Origin of the sequence: Providencia sp. PROV255 (assembly GCF_028478065.1) — a bacterium.
In the GTDB taxonomy this organism is placed as follows: domain Bacteria; phylum Pseudomonadota; class Gammaproteobacteria; order Enterobacterales; family Enterobacteriaceae; genus Providencia; species Providencia rettgeri.
The window spans coordinates 22,691-40,826 of sequence record NZ_JAMPMI010000011.1 but is presented as its reverse complement, the minus strand read 5'-3'; the positions used below and the strand labels follow the sequence as shown (position 1 = coordinate 40,826).

Genomic DNA, 18,136 nt, shown 5'->3' with positions numbered 1-18,136 from the left:
TTTAACCCAATAATAGAAAATGGGCTCATGCGGCTTTATTTTTAATATAAGGGCTCTCGAGATAAATAAATTACCCCGAGAAAGTATTATTATATTTGGATATTTATTCTATTGATTTAATAATTCTCCTTGGCTCTTGATAATACCTTGGTACCAATAGAAACTTTTTTTACGTTTTCTTTCGAGAGAGCCGTTACCTTGGTTATCACGGTCAACATAGATAAATCCATAACGTTTTGACATCTCTGCATTGGATGCACTGACAATATCGATAGGCCCCCAACTGGTATAACCCATAATATTAACACCATCTTCAATAGCTTCATGGATTTGAACTAAATGGTCATTAATATATTGAATACGATAGTCATCATTAATATGGCCATCAGAGGTTATTTCATCTACTGCACCTAGACCATTTTCGACAATGAATAAAGGTTTTTGGTATCTATCCCATAATAAATTTAATAGTGTTCTAATTCCTTTTGGATCTATTTGCCATCCCCATTCTGAACTTTCTAAATGAGGGTTTGGCACCATACTAAGGATATTTCCGCGTTTTTTCTCATATTCATCTTTATCTGCGGTAATACAACCAGTCATATAATAACTGAATGAGATAAAGTCCACGGTATTTTGTAAGTCACGTTTATCTTCTTCTGTTATTGTAATATTAATTTGGTTATCTCTAAAATAACGCAGCATATAACCTGGGTATTGGCCTCTGCATTGTACATCACCAAAAAACAGCCATTTGCGATTCTCTATCATGGTTTCCCACACATCATCAGGCTTACAAGTTAATGGATAAACGAGACCTCCTAATAACATGTTACCGATTTTAGCATCAGGGATAATGCTATGGCAGGCTTTAGTGACCCTTGCACTGGCGACAAGTTGGTGGTGAATCGCTTGGTAAACCTCTGAAGGAGAACTATTTTCAGGTAGGCCTACACCAGTCATTGGTGCATGTAGTGACATATTAATCTCATTGAACGTCAGCCATAGTTTGACCTTATTTTTATAACGTTCAAAGACGGTGCGTGCATAACGTTCGAAAAACTCAATTGTTTTACGATTTCCCCAACCACCATATTGTGTCACTAAGTGATAGGGCATTTCATAATGGGATAAGGTAATAACAGGTTGAATGTTATATTTCGCCATTTCATCAAATAAATTATCATAAAAAGCGAGGCCTTCTTCATTGGCCGTTAATTCGTCACCAAGTGGAAATATACGGCTCCATGCAATCGAGGTTCGTAAGCAGGTGAAACCCATTTCAGCGAAAAGTGCGATATCGGTTTTATATTGGTGATAAAAATCGATGGCAATATCTTTAATAAAACTCTCATTTTGTGTTCTTTCAATTAATGAACCAAATATGCCATGAGGTTGAACATCGGATGTGCTGAGCCCTTTACCCGCAGTTAAATAAGCACCTTCAGCTTGATTGGCTGCGATTGCGCCACCCCATAAAAATGAATTTGGAAATTTAATCATGCTTAGCTCCTTATTTGTGGTTAACGGTGATAAATTTCTGACAGCTTTGAATTGATTTATTAAGCTCAACGAACTCGATTGACGTATAATCATCACTGTTGCTAATAATGACAGGGGTTGTTAAGTCATACCCAGCCTCGAGAATTTTTTCTCGGTCAAATGTCAGTAATAAATCACCTGTTTTGAAAACGTCACCTTGTTTAATTTGAGGTGAAAAATGAAGCCCATCTAATTTCACAGTATCGATCCCCACATGGATGAGCAGTTCAATACCGCTTTGACTCAACAGCCCTAATGCATGGCCAGTTTTAAATAATGAGCTCACTTCACCATCGAATGGCGCATATACTTCTCCAGTATTTGGAATAATGGCCGCGCCTTGTCCAAGTAAGCCACTTGCAAAAGTTTCATCTGGAGTATCTTTTAATGAGATAGCAGCACCGCTCAATGGGGCAAGAACGTCATTGGGGGTCGAAGTAATTTCAGTTTTAACCGATATTTCAGGGGATATCGCTTCCTTTTTAATACCAAAGAAACGGGTTGCAATAGCGGCAAATAAGAAAGAGAGCGTTGTACCAATAATGGCTCCCCAAACAGTATTATCAACACCATGTTCTGGGATGATTTGTGCAAAAGTGAAAATATTAATCAACCCAAATGAGAATGTCAGAGTTTGGCTATAGCCAACAATTGCGCCACCAATACCACCACCAATACAGCCAAAAATAAAAGGTCGGCGCAGAGGAAGAGTCACACCGTAGACAGCAGGCTCAGTGATACCAAATAAGCCAGCTGTGACGGAAGAGCCTGCCATAATTTTCATTTTTGCATTTTTTGTTGCTAATAGAACACCTAAAGTGGCGCCAATTTGCCCAGCTACAGCAGGAAGTAATAAAGGGAATAGCGCATCGTGCCCTAGGGCACTTAAATTATTAATAGCAATAGGGACAATTCCCCAATGTAAGCCGAAAATAACGCATATTTGCCAAACGGCTCCCATGAAAGCACCTGCGATAACTGGGGCAAAGTTATAAATAGTTTGGAAACTCTCCGCAATTAACATGCTTATCCATGTTGCTAAAGGCCCAATAACAAGGAAGGTGAGTGGAACAATAATGAGTAAGCACAGAAAAGGTGCAATAAAATTCTTCATTGCAGAAGGTAAAATTTGGTTTAGTCGCTTTTCAAGCAGGCAGCTTAACCAAGAGGCAAAAATAATCGGAATGACAGATGCTGCATAGTTAATAAAGGTGACAGGGATCCCCAAAAAATATTCAGGTGTGGAACCCGCAACGAGACTTTGCTGAAAAGCGGTAATCATCATTGGGTGAATGAGTGCACCACCAATCGTCATGGTAACAAATGGGCTTCCACCAAATTTTTTCCCTGCGGTGTAGCCGAGTACCAGTGGGAAAAAATAGAATAAAGAGTCACTTGCTGCAAACCAGATTTGATAAGTGCCACTGCTTGTGGATAGCCAACCTAATGCGTCTGCTAATGAAAGTAACCCTTTTAAAATACCTGAAGCGGCCATGATGCCTAAAATAGGCGTAAAGATGCTGGAGACAATATCAATAAAGTAGCCTAGTAGGCTTTCTTTATCTTGTTTTACCACTTTTTTTTCCGCTTTTTGGGGCTGATTTATTGAGTTTGAAGTTGTATCAATTAACTGATTAACTGCGTTAAAAACCTCGTTAACGTGGTTACCGATGACGACTTGAAATTGACCGCCGCTTTCAACTACGGTAATAACCTCTGGACTTTGTTTTAATTGCTCTGCATTGGCTTTTTTACTTTCTTTCAGTTTAAAGCGTAGGCGTGTCGCGCAATGTATTAAATCGACAACGTTATCTTTTCCTCCAACGTTTTCGATAATTTGCTCCGCCAAAGCTTGATATTTCATATTGATTTCCTTTATTACCTGAACAATAGAAGCCACGTTACTATTGATAAATAAGCAAAAAAAAACCTGACTCACCACCAGCACGAATAAGGCTAGTAGTGAAAATCAGGTTTTGCCTGCCAACGGGCAGTAGCAATCCATCGGTTTTTATCAGTTTGTATCAATAAATAGTTTTTCGGCTTACTTCGCGTCACTTATGTGACGATTTTTCTTTCCTAATTCGCTCTATATGAATTGTTAAATACATTCGTTCTTCATCTGTTAAGTCGCGTTGGTATTTCTTAGCTAAAAAAGTACTGACTTTTTCAGCACATTTCCAAGAAGTTGAATAATTTTCTTTGATGACAATATGCATCGCAATATCGTCATTAGGAACTGGCTCATTACTCATCATTCGATGGGTGAAAAACTTCAAATGAGTTACAAATCGCTGGTAACTTAGCGTGTCTTCATGATATTCAATTTGAAGGTAATATTTTACGATGTTCATGATTTCATTCATGATTGCCATCGTTTCCATGACAATTGGCATCTCACCCGTCAACTGTGCATTGACGAAATGTAACGCGATAAACCCAGCTTCATCGATGGGTAACTCAATCTCTAAATCTTGTTTAATCAATGCCAATGACTCTAACCCCAACTGGTACTCTTTTGGGTAAAGCCGTTGAATTTCCCATAACATGGTATTAGTGATAGCTAGGCCTTTTTGCTGCCTTTCAATCGCATAATTGCAGTGATCCGTTAAAACGATATATAAGCTTTCATGCAGATTGCCAAGTTTACTTTTCGCATTTTCAATTATCTTGTCACAGACTTTCATGACAGAAATTGGTATTTGGCTCAACAGTTCACTTAGCCGACTTGTTAATTCATGGCTACGTAACTCAAAGACTTTTTCTATTTTTTTAGTATCGACAAAGTCATTAACTTTCATTTGAAAGGCGAGCCCACGTCCCATAACGACAATTTCTTGCTGCTGTTCATTTAGGGCAACGACCACATTGTTGTTTAAAATTTTTGCGATCTGCATTTTGTTTCCCCTAAAACGAAAAAAACCTGATAGCGCAATGACAATTCATTGACTAATCAGGTTTTGCCTGCGTGATAAGTGCAGTAACAATCCAATAACTTAATTTTCATGTACTGTAATTAAACTTTTTGGGTTATTCAAACAGCAAAGTATGAAAATGTGAACTAACACGCTCAATTCAGCCAATCTCTTTTGTACATGACGAATGGCAGTATAGTGCCTATTTGATTGTTTTTTGCCACCAAGACACAATGTAATCAGCGATTTGCTCAGGGTTATTGATATCTAATTGTGGCACATGAGTCTCAATGATTTCATTACTGGCAATGGCAACGACATAGTTATCGATTAACCCATTGAGGGGTTTGCCAACTTCAGCACGAAATAATGCGATTTTATCGATTGGCTCATGTTTAAACCCTTCAACGAGGATCAAGTCCAACGAAGCTGGATCGAAACGGCTGGCTAAATAGCGTAGATCCATTTCATTAGCGTCGGGGGTTTCGGTCATTAACGCCCAACGTTTTTCACTAGCAACGAGCGTTTGGTCTGCACCTGCCTTACGTAATTCAAAGCTGTCTTTGCCCGGTTTATCCACTTCCATATCATGGTGGGTATGTTTAATTAAACCAACGCGAACATTACGTTTGCGAAGTAACGGGATCACTTTTTTTAATAATGTTGTTTTGCCAGTGCCGCTATAAGCGGTAATGCCAAGTAGAGGTAGAGTATTCTGATTCATGGCTATTTTCGTTGCCGCTCCCATAGACGGCTATCTTCCGGAGTATTTAAATTAATAAACGTGTCAGACTCTGACGTGAAAATGATACCTTTTGCGTCGATTTCACGCATAAATAGCATCAGTTTGCGATCGCCTCTTGCAAGGTAATCATCAAGGCGAGTTTTAAGCGAGTTGTGTAGTAAAGCGAATGTTGGATGTTCTCGCTCATTATCTTGTGCATAGCAGGCAAGGTGAGTGCCTTTCTCACTAAACATTTTTTTAGCTAAATTAAGTGGAAAATCAGGAACGTCACAAGGTACAAATAGCAACCACTCTGTCTTAGCATAGTGTAGTGCAGCTTGCATTCCAGCGAGTGGACCAGAAAAATCACTATTTAAATCAGAAATAACGGTCAACTGGCTTTCTCGATAACGCTCTTGATTGCGGTTTGCATTGATGATGACTTGGCCCACTTGGGGGCTTAAACGCGCTAAAATATACTGGTAGAGTGGTTTACTGAGTAAAGGAACTAAGCCTTTATCTTGCCCACCCATCCTGCTTCCTCGGCCGCCTGCAAGTATGACACCGGTTATTGACTGACGAAATGACATGTTCAATATCCTTGAATATCTTCAAGAAAATGTTTCAACATTCGTAGAAAACACTTTCGAGTATAGTAATTACTAAAATTTATTCTATTTTGCTATAAAATCAATGAATATTCCCGCGTATTGCAGTTAAACTTTACGTAGATTGACAACAGTTCGCTTTTTCTCTTGTATGATTATTGGTAACTTGTATCGAATATTCGTGATAAAGGAATAAACATGAAATGCCATCGCTTAAATGAAGTTATTGAGCTTCTGCACCCTGTCTGGAAAGATAATTCAGATTTAAACTTAGTAGAATTATTGCAAAAACTGGCTGACGAAGCGGGTTTTAAAGGCAGTTTATCTGAGTTAACAGATGATGTGCTGATTTATCATTTAAAAATGCGTGGCTCGGACAGCAATGAAGCGATCCCTGGTTTAAAAAAAGATTATGAAGATGACTTTAAAACCGCTATTTTGCGTGCCCGTGGCATTATTAAAGATTAAAACGTGATGGATCAAATAGAACATTCGAATTTCCATTTTAGTGGAATTTCCCCCGACTTAATTTTAGACGCCTTAATGGAAGTTGGGGTTTATCCCGAATCTGGGCTGCTTGAATTAAATAGCTACGAAAATCGAGTTTATCAGTTCCAAGACGAAAATCGGCAACGCTTTGTGGTTAAATTTTATCGTCCCGAGCGTTGGAATCGTTCGCAAATTCAAGAAGAACATGATTTCACTTTAGAGCTACGAGATGAAGGGTTATCTGTAGCTGCACCTCTTGAATTTGCAGGGCAAACGGTATTGGAATTTGGTGGGTTTATATTTGCAATTTTTCCGAGTGTCGGTGGCAGACAATATGAAACAGATAACTTGTTTCAATTAGAAAGTGTCGGCCACTTATTAGGGCGTATACACCAAATTGGTCAGCGTAAAAATTTTGCATTTCGTCCGACAATAGGCCTTGATGAATATTTGGCACAACCTCGACAAGTGATAGCATCGAGCCCTTTAATTGCAGAACGTTATAAGTCCCAATTTATAACGTCTTTAGATGCATTGATTGCACAAGTAAAATTGCAGTGGCCTAGCTCAATTTCATCTATTCGTCTACAAGGTGATTGCCACCCAGGCAATATTCTATGGCGCGATGAAGCTTGGCTGGTGGATTTTGATGACGCCCGAAACGGGCCTGCAATCCAAGACCTTTGGATGCTACTTAATGGCTCTCGCCAAGAACAAGTCATTCAATTGGATACGTTATTAGAAACGTATAATGAGTTTTGTGATTTTGATGTAAAACAGCTGAAGCTTATTGAACCTCTTAGAGCAATGCGCATGGTACATTATCTCGGGTGGATTATCCGCCGTTGGCAAGACCCTGCATTTCCTCGAGCATTTTCTTGGCTACAAGCTGATGATTTTTGGCAAAAACAATCGCTCGAATTTAATCAACAGATTGAACGGTTGCAAGACGCCCCTTTGCAGTTAACCCCTCAGTTTTAACTTTTAAGTTTTTGTTTTTGGAGAATGTAGTCTATGAAAAAAATTATGTTGGCTTTGCTTGGTATTGCCATGTCTTTTAGTGCTGCAGCGGCAAACTACACGGAAGGTAAAGAGTATACTGATGTTAAAGCTGTACCAAATTTACCGCAAGTTCTGGAGTTCTTCTCATTTTATTGCCCACACTGCTATCAATTTGAGAGTGTGTATAAAGTGCCTCAAACCGTAGAGAAAAACTTGCCAGAAGGCGTGAAAATGGAACGTTATCACGTTGATTTTCTTGGTCCTTTAGGTGCTGATTTAACCCAAGCTTGGGCCGTTGCGATTGTCCTGAAAGCAGAAGACAAAGTGACGCCTATTCTGTTTGAAGGTATCCAAAAAACGCAAACTATCAACAGCAAAGCAGATATTCGTAATGCCTTTATCAAAGCGGGTATTTCTGGTGATGAGTATGATGCAGCTTTAAATAGCTTCGTTGTAAAATCTATCGTTGCGAAACAGCAAAATGCAGCGCAAGACTTAAAATTGCGTGGTGTTCCTGCATTATTTGTTGATGGTAAATACCAAGTTCGTAATAACGGTATCTCAGTTGATAATGCCGCTGATTACGGCAAAGAGTTCTCTAACGTTGTGAACTTCTTAGTCAGTAAAAAATAATCGTAAATAGACGGTGGTAAATTTACCATCGTCTTTTTTCTCCTATCAATATCCACAATTCTAAGACGTTCTCTCTGGTGTATTAAATCTACTCAATCTTGTGCTAACTCTTTGATTTTACTTTCCTGTTTATACTGTTAATCTTCATATTACTTATTGAATTTACTGAGTAACACAAATTTACACACAAGGTTATCCACAGGATGTTAATCAGGTATTTAGTACATTGGTGTGATTAATTTAATTGTAAATAATAATTTTAACTAATCGTAATAAATAATGTATTTGAAATCGTGAATGATTTGATGTGCTTTTAACAATGCGATTAAGCGGAATATAAAACTTGGGATGTATCTGAGGCGACATTATGGCATCCTATTAGTATTCGTTCCTGACTAAAAGATGATGACAGATTATGGCTCAGATTGCAGAAAACCCCCTTATTTTGGTTGATGGTTCCTCTTACCTATACCGTGCTTATCATGCATTCCCTCCACTGACCAATAGTGCTGGTGAGCCTACAGGGGCAATGTATGGCGTGCTTAATATGCTACGCAGTTTAATTATGCAGTATAAACCTAGCCATGTAGCAGTTGTCTTTGATGCGAAGGGAAAAACATTTCGTGATGAATTGTTCGAAAGCTATAAGTCTCATCGCCCACCTATGCCTGATGACTTGCGCGCTCAAATTGCTCCATTGCATGAAATGGTGGAAGCGATGGGGTTACCTTTACTTGTTGTTTCAGGGGTGGAAGCCGATGACGTCATCGGGACATTAGCTTGTGAAGCAAGCCGAAAAGGTATGCCAGTGTTAATCAGTACGGGCGATAAAGATATGGCGCAATTAGTTGAGCCTAATATTACGCTCATCAATACCATGAATAATACTATTCTAGGGCCTGATGAAGTCAAAGAAAAATACGGTGTGCCTCCTGAGCTTATTATCGACTTTTTAGCCTTAATGGGGGATTCGTCAGATAACATTCCTGGCGTGCCTGGTGTTGGTGAAAAAACAGCACTAGCCTTACTGCAAGGCATTGGTAGCTTAGAAGCAATTTATAATGACCTTGAAGCTATCGCTCCATTAGGTTTTAGAGGCTCTAAAACCTTAGCCCCTAAAATGGCTGAAAACCGTGATGTTGCTTTTTTATCATATCAATTAGCGACAATTAAAACGGATGTTGAGCTGGAAAAAACCTGTGAAGAATTACAAGTTGTTCAGCCAGATGTGGATAAACTACATCAATTATTCAGCCGTTATGAATTTAAACGTTGGTTAACGGATGTTGAAAATGGGACTTGGATGGAGGGGAAAGGCACAAGTACAAAAGTGAGCCCAACGCCAGCAACGTCAGCTGCCAAGCCATCAATCCCAACAGCACCAACATTGAGTGCTGAAAATTACCAAACGATTTTAGAAAAAGCGGATTTAGAGCGCTGGGTTGAAAAACTGAGCAAGGCATCGTTATTTGCTTTTGATACTGAAACCGATAGCTTAGATACCCAAGAAGCCCGTTTAGTGGGCATGTCATTTGCAATTGAGCCAGGGCATGCCGCTTATTTGCCATTAGGTCACGATTACCTTGATGCGCCAGTACAACTCCCTCTGGAAGAGGTTTTGGAAGTTATGAAACCTTTGCTTGAGAGTGAAAAAATTCTCAAAATTGGCCAGAACTTGAAATATGATGCAGAAGTTCTTGAAAACTACGGCATTGAATTAAAAGGTATTGGCTATGACACCATGCTGGAATCGTATGTGTTAAATAGTGTTGCGGGAATGGGGCGCCATGATATGGACAGCTTGGCCGATCGCCATTTGAACCACAAAACTGTGAGCTTTGAAGAAATCGCGGGTAAAGGCAAAAAACAGCTGACATTTAATCAAATCGCCTTAGAAGAAGCAGCTAATTATGCCGCGGAAGATGCGGATGTCACGTTATTACTGCACCAAGCGTTATACCCACAATTAGAAGCTGAACCTAAGCTTAATCATATTTTCCAAAATATTGAAATGCCACTTGTGCCTGTGTTAGTCCGCATGGAACGCAAAGGTGTTTTAATTGACGCAAACGTACTTGCAGCGCAGTCAAAGGTGATTACCGCTCGTTTAGCTGAGCTGGAAAAAGAGGCTTTCGAGCTTGCAGGGGAAGAGTTTAACCTCGCTTCGCCAAAACAATTGCAAACTATCTTATTCGAAAAATTGCAATTGCCGGTGATAAAGAAAACACCAAGTGGGGCAGCGTCGACTAATGAAGAAGTGCTTGAGGAATTGGCGCTGAATCATGCATTGCCAAAATTGTTGCTCGAGCACCGTAGTTTAGCCAAATTAAAATCCACGTATACGGATAAACTGCCGCTAATGATTAACCCGCGTACTCAGCGCGTTCATACTTCTTACCACCAAGCCGTCACAGCAACAGGGCGTTTGTCTTCTCGAGATCCTAACTTACAAAATATCCCTGTTAGAACTGAAGAGGGGCGCCGGATCCGCCAAGCCTTTATTGCTCGTGATGGCTATAAAGTGATGGCGGCGGATTACTCGCAAATTGAATTGCGTATTATGGCGCATTTATCCCAAGATAAAGGCCTATTAACTGCGTTTGCGGAAGGGAAAGATATCCATAAAGCAACAGCCGCTGAAGTCTTTGGTGTACCACTGGAACAAGTCACTAGTGACCAACGCCGTAGTGCCAAAGCGATTAACTTCGGGCTTATCTATGGCATGAGTGCGTTTGGTTTAGCGCGTCAATTAGGGATCCCTCGTGGTGAGGCGCAGCGCTATATGGATCTTTACTTTGAACGTTACCCTGGTGTATTACGTTATATGGAAAACACACGCTTGCAGGCGTCTGAGCAAGGTTATGTAGAGACCCTCGAAGGTCGCCGTTTATATCTGGCAGATATTAAGTCCAGTAATGGGATGCGCCGTAAAGCCGCGGAACGCGAAGCGATCAACGCACCAATGCAAGGAACTGCAGCGGATATCATTAAAAAAGCCATGATTGCTGTTGATAATTGGTTGCAAACCGAAAAGCCACATGCAGATATGCTAATGCAAGTTCATGATGAATTGGTTTTTGAAGTGAAAGAATCTGAGTTAGAGCGTGTCCAAGCTCAGGTCCAATTGTTAATGGAACAAAGCATGAAATTGGATGTACCATTAAAAGTGGATGTGGGGATAGGCGATAACTGGGATGAAGCCCATTAATTTTTAACAATATTGAATCTACAAAACCTCCAATACGTTATTGGGGGTTTTTTTATGTTTAAGCGAATACATAACAGATAATTATGCATTTGAAATTATTAACTAGAAATTTAATATAATTCTGTAATAAATCAATTATTTCATGATGAAATTTGAGGATATGATTAACATTTTTATGCGACATATATCTCATAAATATGTAATTAAAATCCGTTTTTTGTCTTATTTCATTCGTATTATCATGCTGAATCGTAGACAGCTTTGAAAAAAAATTACAAAAAGGCTTTTTTTCGAGCGAAAAATAAAGTACATTAATAGGCGTAGGGTACAGAGGTAAGATGTTCTATCTTTCAGACCTTTTACTTCACGTAATCGGATTTAGCTGAATATTAGCTGCTCCAGTCAAGTATTTGACTGGAGCATTTTTTTATCTAAAATTCAGTGAATTAGAAGGTATGAGGGTGTAATGAACCATTTCTGGCTCACTACTAAAGAAATCAAGCCGGTGTGTTATACCAACTATCTAGCTTAATGCGGAGTTTATCGACACCAATCTTTTTCAGTGCTGAAAAGTATTCGACTTCAATATCCCCTTCAAGTGGAGCAAGTGCTTGACGCACTTCTATTAACTGTTTCTTTCTTGCTCCAGAAGCCAATTTGTCTGCTTTAGTGAGTAAAACCAGAACTGGCACATTCATTGCGACAGACCACTCAATCATTTGCATATCGAGGTCTTTTAATGGATGACGGATATCCATTAATACAACAAGCCCCTTAATGCATTCGCGTTTTTGGAGATATTCCCCGAGTGCTTGTTGCCACTTACGTTTCATTTCTTCAGGAACTTCGGCATAACCATAACCTGGAAGGTCAACAAGGCGAACGCCTTCCTCAACTTCAAATAGGTTGATTAGCTGAGTTCTTCCTGGTGTTTTACTGGTGCGTGCTAAGCTTTTTTGCTGTGTTAATGCGTTTAACGCACTGGATTTCCCCGCATTAGAACGGCCAGCAAAAGCCACCTCAATTCCGGTATCTTTAGGTAGATGACGGATATCGGGTGCACTGATGACAAATTTTGCCATCTGGTAGTTATGATTTTTAATTGCCATTTGTCTTTCTCCCTGAGTTAGCCTCAAAAGGCTCGAGGATTATAGCTTTGCTTAGCGCTTCCCGACAACTCGAAATATCCTCTTAACCGCTTTTCCCTTGGTGTCAGGTATTATTTTTTGTGTGTTGTAGTCTGCGAAATTGTAATAATAGAAAAATAACCATTATTAATGACGTTTTTCACTAAAATTGGTCTAGAATTTAGCGCATTTGGTGTGTTTTTATTTTTTGGCGTAAATATAGGTAAATCTTCAGCATTCTTGTTGGCTTCACTCTAGAATTGCTTGATTGCAGTTGTAATGAGCTATAACGAAAGGGACCTTACATGTTAAAACGAATTTTTGTGCCACTTTTGGCCATCTGCGCAATGAGCGCATCTTCTCTTGCATTATCTGCGGGTGAGACTTATGTTAAATTAGTCACGTCGGCGGGTGATATCGAATTAGAACTGAATAGTAAAAAAGCCCCTGTTACGACAGAAAATTTCGTTCAGTATGTTAATGAAGGTTATTACAACGGAACCACTTTCCACCGTGTAATCCCAGGTTTTATGATTCAAGGTGGTGGCTTTAATAAAGATTTACAGCAAAAACAAACCCGCGCTCCAATCAAAAATGAAGCGGATAACGGTTTACGTAATTTACGCGGTACTATTTCTATGGCGCGTACTGCAAATAAAGACAGCGCAACGAGCCAATTCTTTATTAATGTTGCTGATAACGCTTTCTTAGACCACGGCCAACGTGACTTTGGTTATGCTGTGTTTGGTAAAGTGGTAAAAGGGATGGATGTTGCAGATAAAATCTCTAAAGTAAAAACGGAAAACGTAGGGCCATATCAAAATGTCCCAGTTGAACCGGTTACAATTATTTCTGCTGAAGTGATTAAAAAACCGTAGTGATTAAAAACGATAGTCATTAAAAGCTGTCGTGTCGAATACTGTGGGTAGGTTGTTTTAACGTGCCCACTTTTCTTAAAAAACGCTTTTCCTTCCTCTTTGAGTTTTTCTTCATTAACTATGTTAGTTAAAATGTGTCAGTGCTTGCTACTTTTTAACAGCCTTTTATTTCATTGTATTTAAAGTAATTCTTAACCGAAATACAGCTTTGTTATAAGGATGTAAATATAATTCCATGATTTTTATATGGAAATTTTCTCTGAGAAAAAACAATCATTGACTTAAATAGGCTATTTTCCTGCTTTGGCTGTGCTATGATAGCCGCCCTTATTATTTTTATGGTGTTTTAATCATCGTTCTGATTGCCAACACGATAAAAATATGCATAAGAAAATAATATATAATGATAAAAATCAGTCGGATAGGCTAATATGCTTCTACTTATTGATAATTACGATTCATTTACTTACAACTTATACCAATACTTTTGTGAGTTAGGGGCTGAAGTTGTAGTAAAACGTAATGATGAAATTACCATCGAAGAAATTGAACAGCTTTCGCCTACACATCTTGTGATTTCACCTGGGCCATGTACACCGGATGAGGCTGGCATCTCCCTTGAGGCGATAAAATATTTTGCAGGTAAACTGCCCATTTTAGGCATTTGCTTAGGGCATCAAGCGATTGGGCAAGCATTTGGTGCATCAGTCGTCAAAGCACGAGAAGTTATGCACGGTAAAACCTCTGCTATCCACCATAATCATCAAGGTGTATTCAAAGGCTTAAATCGTCCCTTAACAGTGACACGCTATCACTCGTTAGTGATTGCAGCAGAGACACTCCCTGTTTCTTTTGATGTATCCGCATGGTCACTGAATAATGGCGATGTTGATGAAATCATGGGAATACGGCACAAAACCTTGCCTATAGAAGGTGTTCAGTTCCATCCTGAAAGTATTCTGAGTGAACAAGGCCATGAATTACTAAACAATTTTCTAAAATATTAATTTAGCAATCGTATTCAGAAAAAATTAATTATGCATATTATGCCCTTTGCTATTGCTCTTTTTTGATTTTTTATTCATATTTAATGCTTATATTTTCATAATTGCATTAAATAAGAGCAGGTGAGGGGTATGTCTGAGCAACCAATAGTAAATCGGCAAACTTTTGATCAAGTTATGTTACCTATTTTTTCGCCAGCGGAATTTATTCCAGTTAAAGGCGAAGGTAGCCGCGTTTGGGATCAGCAAGGTAAAGAATATATTGATTTTGCTGGTGGGATCGCTGTTCTTGCTTTGGGGCATTGCCACCCTAGTTTGGTGGCTGCGGTGCGTGAACAAAGCGAAAAGCTATGGCATGTCAGTAATATTTTCACTAACGAGCAGGCGCTAAAGTTAGCACAAAAGCTCACGAATGCGACATTTGCTGACCGCGCATTTTTTGTGAATTCCGGCTCAGAAGCTAACGAAGCTGCGTTTAAATTAGCACGCCGCTACGCTATTACTAAATACAGCCCCTATAAAACTAAGATTATCGCTTTCAAACAAGCTTTCCACGGACGCACATTATTTACTGTTTCGGTCGGTGGGCAAGCAAAATATGCGGATGGTTTTGGGCCAAAGCCTGCGGATATTATTCATGTGCCATTTAATGACCTTGATGCTGTCAAAGCGGTGATTGATGAAAATACCTGCGCAGTTGTTCTTGAGCCAGTACAAGGTGAAGGTGGCGTCACCGCAGCAACAGCGGAATTTCTGCAAGGAGTTCGTAAGCTGTGTGATGAAAATAATGCCTTGTTGATTTTTGATGAAGTACAAAGCGGTATGGGGCGTACAGGTAAATTATTCTCTTATATGCACTACAATGTCACTCCCGATATTCTAACCACAGCAAAAGCATTGGGTGGCGGTTTCCCTATTAGTGCAATGATCACCACTGAAGAAGTGGCAAAAACCATGGAAGTGGGTGCGCACGGTACCACCTATGGTGGCAATCCCTTAGCGTGTGCAGTTGGTAATGCGGCGTTTGATATTATTAATACTGAGGAAGTATTAAATGGTGTCGAAAAGCGTCGTGAATTATTTGTCGCTCATTTAAATAAACTGAATGATAAATATCACATTTTCTCTGAGATCAGAGGAATGGGGTTATTAATTGGCGCTGAATTAGATGGCAAACTATTGAATCGCTCGAAAGATATCCTGCAAGCCAGTGCAGTAGAAGGTCTGATGATGCTCAATGCCGGCACCAATGTTTTACGTTTTACGCCTTCACTGATTATTTCCGAGGAAGAAATTAATAGCGGCATGGCGAAATTAGAAACGGCGATTGGTAAGTTATTGAATTAGTGGTTTATTGAAAAGTTGCAGAGGCATTTCTGTCTCTGCAACTTGTATCGTTAATATTACGTTCTATTTCGGCCAGATATTTTTATTGTATTTTTCGCTTTTAATTCTATTTGTTTTTGTTGCAATTGTTCTGGTGTGCTGGATATGGTGATGCCAGCAGCCAGACATTGACTGTTATGGGAATGTGAATAATTCACAACTGTTTTTTTCTGCATTAAACTACGATTGTTCTGTGTATTTTTTGCCGTGACGTTCTCTTTACTATCTATTGTTTTTTGTTTAATTTCACTTGGCTGCTTGACGATAGTTTCTTCATTTGTAGATAAATCATCTAGAGGTACGTCAGTAAGAGTTATTGTATTTAGAATGTATTCGTGTGACCTATGATGGAATTTATCAAGCAGAGTGAAATAGTTATTGCTTAACTCCTCTAGCGAGTTTTTTAATTCTCTATTTTCGAGTCTTAGTGTTTTAACTAATGACGAATCTTCCATTTCATTGGTTTCGGGCTTCGCTAAAAAAGTTAATTCGTCATCAAAATCAAAGTTATGGTCCTCATCATGATAAATAGGGGTACCATCTTCATCACAGATAATTAAATTTTTTTTAATTATTGACTCTTCTGGGGTTACGCTGTTTTTTTCTTCCATTAATTTTTTCGATATTTGACTTTTTTTGGGGTTAATGGATTTTTTATTATAGTTATTTAACGTTATATTATGAATTTTGTTTTTAATATCATCTAATTCTTTAATTAATAAATTTTTAATGATTAATTGTAAATTAATTAATGATTTTAAATTTTCATTTTGGTCTTCCACCCCAAATGTATTTTCTATCTCTTTATATGATGACTCTAATATTTCATGTTTTTTTTCAAGATAATAAATCCCTCTTATTTTTGACTCGTTTTTTATCTCTAATTTTAATTTGTATATATCATTTTTTAATTGTTCTTTAGTTTCAATTAATTCTATATTTTTAATATGGTATGTGTAATAGTCTATTAGGTCATTCTGTTCTTTAATTATTTTATTGTTGACTAATTCTTCTACATAGGGTTTGTCTATTTTTAATGCGTTACTTATTTTTCTATTAATTTCATCTTTAGTGTTTTTTACTGTTGGGGATATTTCAAACGACTTTTTAAGTAGTTCATTTTCTAATGATATTATTTTATTTTGATTTAATTCGACTTTTAATCGTGAGTTATTCTCATTTTTTTTGGTTTCTATTTTTTTTAACTCTAAGTAAAACTTTGAATCCATATTTACTTTGTTTTTTTTGTTAAAACTAAATAAATGAATGAAATTATTCAATCTAGTATTACGTATTTTCTTAATTATTGGGAAATAATTTTCCGCTATTTCTAATGCTATGTTTTTTTTAAAGATGGGATTGCTTACATTTCTATTGATGGTGTCTATGTGCATGAGAGATCCTTAATTATCAATTAATGCTATTTTGGGTTGTTTTTAGGTTAATTAATATAATAAATCGATGTTTATGATTATTTATTTACATGTGTGTGATATTTGTGTTTGGATTTGTTCTAGCCAATGCAAATATTTTAATTAATTGAATAATAAGTCGATTTTACTTATTTTATTATTGGTGACTTGTAAAGTGCTAGTAATTGAGAGTTAGTCTTCATTTGGGCGTCTATTTCAGCGATTATTTTTATATGGTTATTCATTTCTTGGGTCAATTGGTATTCTTTTTCTATTATTTTTAATAAATCAGAACTATTAACTAAAATTTTATTTTTTGCTAAGTTATCTTTGCTAAGGCTGGTTTTCTGTGTGGTAATTTTACTCGATAAATTATAATGTTCTTTTATTCGTTGTGCTCTTAGTAATGATGACTTTGTTTGCGGTATATTTCCCTTGAACTCAAAAGTGGTTTTTGGCAAAGAGGTGATTCTTTGATTAGGCCGATTTTCTTCACAAATTTTGTAATGTATATAAACTAATTTCTTATTAAATTTGCTTTCTGTTTTATATTTTATACCCACGGAAGGTAGTGTGATATGACGAATAGACTCTTGAATGATTTGTTTTTTTAAAGGAAGCATTGAACCATTTTTATTAGTTAGAGGTTTAGGTAATACAAATTTTTTTATAATCTCTTTTTTTTCTTGTAGACTTTTATTGTTAATGCCAGGGATTCTAATATCGCGATATAAAAAATCAGCATATTCAGCATTTTTTTTGGGGAGTTCTTTGTATTGGTCAAGAATAACTCTATTTTCTTTTATTAATGAGTCTGTACTTTGCTCAGAAAGAAAAGTAGATGAATATTTTCCGTATAGCTTAATTTTCAATTGATTGACTTTTTCGTAAAATTCACCAGTGCTTAAACACTTAATATTATTGGTTTCTTCTAAGTCGCTCTCATAGGCGGAATCAATACTCTCAGTGCTACAGGTACGAGTTGGTTTTAGCTGGTTATTCGTATCAAGTGGACTTTTTTTCAGTGAAGAGGTAACCGTAAAAATTTTTTTGATAAAATCATCCGAGTTAATAATTTTTTTGAAAATCGTCGGATTACCCGATAAATAGCCTAATGTAATAGTCATAAATATTTTCCTAATTGGTAAGATAATAATTATTATTCTATAGGGGTAATCGGTGGGGGGAATATAACGAAGCGATTTTAC

Annotated in this window: 16 protein-coding genes; 8 read left to right on the top strand and 8 right to left on the bottom strand. The window is 37.7% G+C overall.

Annotated features, from left to right (window positions below):
* Positions 1 to 108: 108 nt before the first annotated feature.
* From PR725_RS13505 to mobA, 5 genes are all read right to left on the bottom strand, one after another.
* Positions 109 to 1,503 carry a glycoside hydrolase family 1 protein gene (locus PR725_RS13505; RefSeq protein WP_210850453.1) on the bottom strand — a complete coding sequence of 465 codons (1,395 nt, stop codon included), beginning with the start codon at positions 1,501 to 1,503 and terminating at the stop codon, positions 109 to 111.
* A 10-nt stretch (positions 1,504 to 1,513) separates the two neighbouring features.
* On the bottom strand, positions 1,514 to 3,406 hold the full coding sequence (gene bglF, locus PR725_RS13500; protein ID WP_164528290.1) for a PTS beta-glucoside transporter subunit IIABC: 1,893 nt from the start codon (positions 3,404 to 3,406) through the stop codon (positions 1,514 to 1,516).
* 190 nt (positions 3,407 to 3,596) lie between these two features.
* The gene (licT, locus tag PR725_RS13495; protein WP_272569384.1) at positions 3,597 to 4,439 is read right to left on the bottom strand and encodes a BglG family transcription antiterminator LicT; all 843 of its coding nucleotides are present in this window, start codon (positions 4,437 to 4,439) and stop codon (positions 3,597 to 3,599) included.
* Between the two features lie 220 nt (positions 4,440 to 4,659).
* Entirely contained in the window at positions 4,660 to 5,181 is a 522-nt protein-coding gene (gene mobB, locus PR725_RS13490; RefSeq protein WP_210850452.1) for a molybdopterin-guanine dinucleotide biosynthesis protein MobB, read from the bottom strand.
* A 2-nt stretch (positions 5,182 to 5,183) separates the two neighbouring features.
* Complete coding sequence (gene mobA, locus PR725_RS13485; RefSeq protein WP_117162949.1) at positions 5,184 to 5,771, bottom strand: molybdenum cofactor guanylyltransferase MobA; 588 nt, start codon at positions 5,769 to 5,771, stop codon at positions 5,184 to 5,186.
* Between the two features lie 216 nt (positions 5,772 to 5,987).
* Here mobA and PR725_RS13480 point away from each other — a divergent pair, with 216 nt between their 5' ends.
* The 5 genes from PR725_RS13480 (at position 5,988) to PR725_RS21875 (ending at position 11,507) form a co-directional block, all read left to right on the top strand.
* Complete coding sequence (locus tag PR725_RS13480) at positions 5,988 to 6,257, top strand: YihD family protein (RefSeq protein WP_004262581.1); 270 nt, start codon at positions 5,988 to 5,990, stop codon at positions 6,255 to 6,257.
* Between the two features lie 6 nt (positions 6,258 to 6,263).
* Positions 6,264 to 7,259, top strand: a complete 996-nt coding sequence (locus PR725_RS13475; RefSeq protein ID WP_123382627.1) for a serine/threonine protein kinase — start codon at positions 6,264 to 6,266, stop codon at positions 7,257 to 7,259.
* Positions 7,260 to 7,292: 33 nt separating this feature from the next.
* Positions 7,293 to 7,913: a thiol:disulfide interchange protein DsbA gene (gene dsbA / locus PR725_RS13470; RefSeq protein ID WP_004265973.1), complete on the top strand. Its 621-nt coding sequence runs from the start codon at positions 7,293 to 7,295 to the stop codon at positions 7,911 to 7,913.
* A gap of 415 nt (positions 7,914 to 8,328) precedes the next feature.
* Complete coding sequence (polA, locus tag PR725_RS13465) at positions 8,329 to 11,121, top strand: DNA polymerase I (RefSeq protein WP_109912897.1); 2,793 nt, start codon at positions 8,329 to 8,331, stop codon at positions 11,119 to 11,121.
* A 338-nt stretch (positions 11,122 to 11,459) separates the two neighbouring features.
* Positions 11,460 to 11,507 (top strand): hypothetical protein, encoded by a 48-nt coding sequence (locus tag PR725_RS21875; protein ID WP_438361642.1) that lies wholly within the window; start codon positions 11,460 to 11,462, stop codon positions 11,505 to 11,507.
* Between the two features lie 111 nt (positions 11,508 to 11,618).
* Here PR725_RS21875 and yihA read toward each other — a convergent pair whose 3' ends face one another.
* A complete protein-coding gene (yihA, locus tag PR725_RS13460) occupies positions 11,619 to 12,230 on the bottom strand; it encodes a ribosome biogenesis GTP-binding protein YihA/YsxC (RefSeq protein WP_004265967.1) in 612 nt (203 codons plus the stop codon).
* 323 nt (positions 12,231 to 12,553) lie between these two features.
* Between yihA and ppiA the strand changes: the two genes are divergently transcribed.
* The 3 genes from ppiA (at position 12,554) to PR725_RS13445 (ending at position 15,477) form a co-directional block, all read left to right on the top strand.
* Complete coding sequence (gene ppiA / locus PR725_RS13455) at positions 12,554 to 13,126, top strand: peptidylprolyl isomerase A (RefSeq protein ID WP_004265959.1); 573 nt, start codon at positions 12,554 to 12,556, stop codon at positions 13,124 to 13,126.
* A gap of 431 nt (positions 13,127 to 13,557) precedes the next feature.
* Positions 13,558 to 14,133, top strand: coding sequence for an aminodeoxychorismate synthase component II (locus PR725_RS13450; RefSeq protein WP_004265957.1), 576 nt, complete (start codon positions 13,558 to 13,560; stop codon positions 14,131 to 14,133).
* 129 nt (positions 14,134 to 14,262) lie between these two features.
* Positions 14,263 to 15,477, top strand: a complete 1,215-nt coding sequence (locus tag PR725_RS13445) for an aspartate aminotransferase family protein (protein WP_240105541.1) — start codon at positions 14,263 to 14,265, stop codon at positions 15,475 to 15,477.
* Between the two features lie 56 nt (positions 15,478 to 15,533).
* Here PR725_RS13445 and PR725_RS13440 read toward each other — a convergent pair whose 3' ends face one another.
* Together PR725_RS13440 and PR725_RS13435 are read right to left on the bottom strand one after the other, a co-directional pair.
* On the bottom strand, positions 15,534 to 16,910 hold the full coding sequence (locus tag PR725_RS13440; protein WP_123382625.1) for a hypothetical protein: 1,377 nt from the start codon (positions 16,908 to 16,910) through the stop codon (positions 15,534 to 15,536).
* A 167-nt stretch (positions 16,911 to 17,077) separates the two neighbouring features.
* Positions 17,078 to 18,055 (bottom strand): hypothetical protein, encoded by a 978-nt coding sequence (locus tag PR725_RS13435; RefSeq protein ID WP_228367387.1) that lies wholly within the window; start codon positions 18,053 to 18,055, stop codon positions 17,078 to 17,080.
* Positions 18,056 to 18,136: the final 81 nt, after the last annotated feature.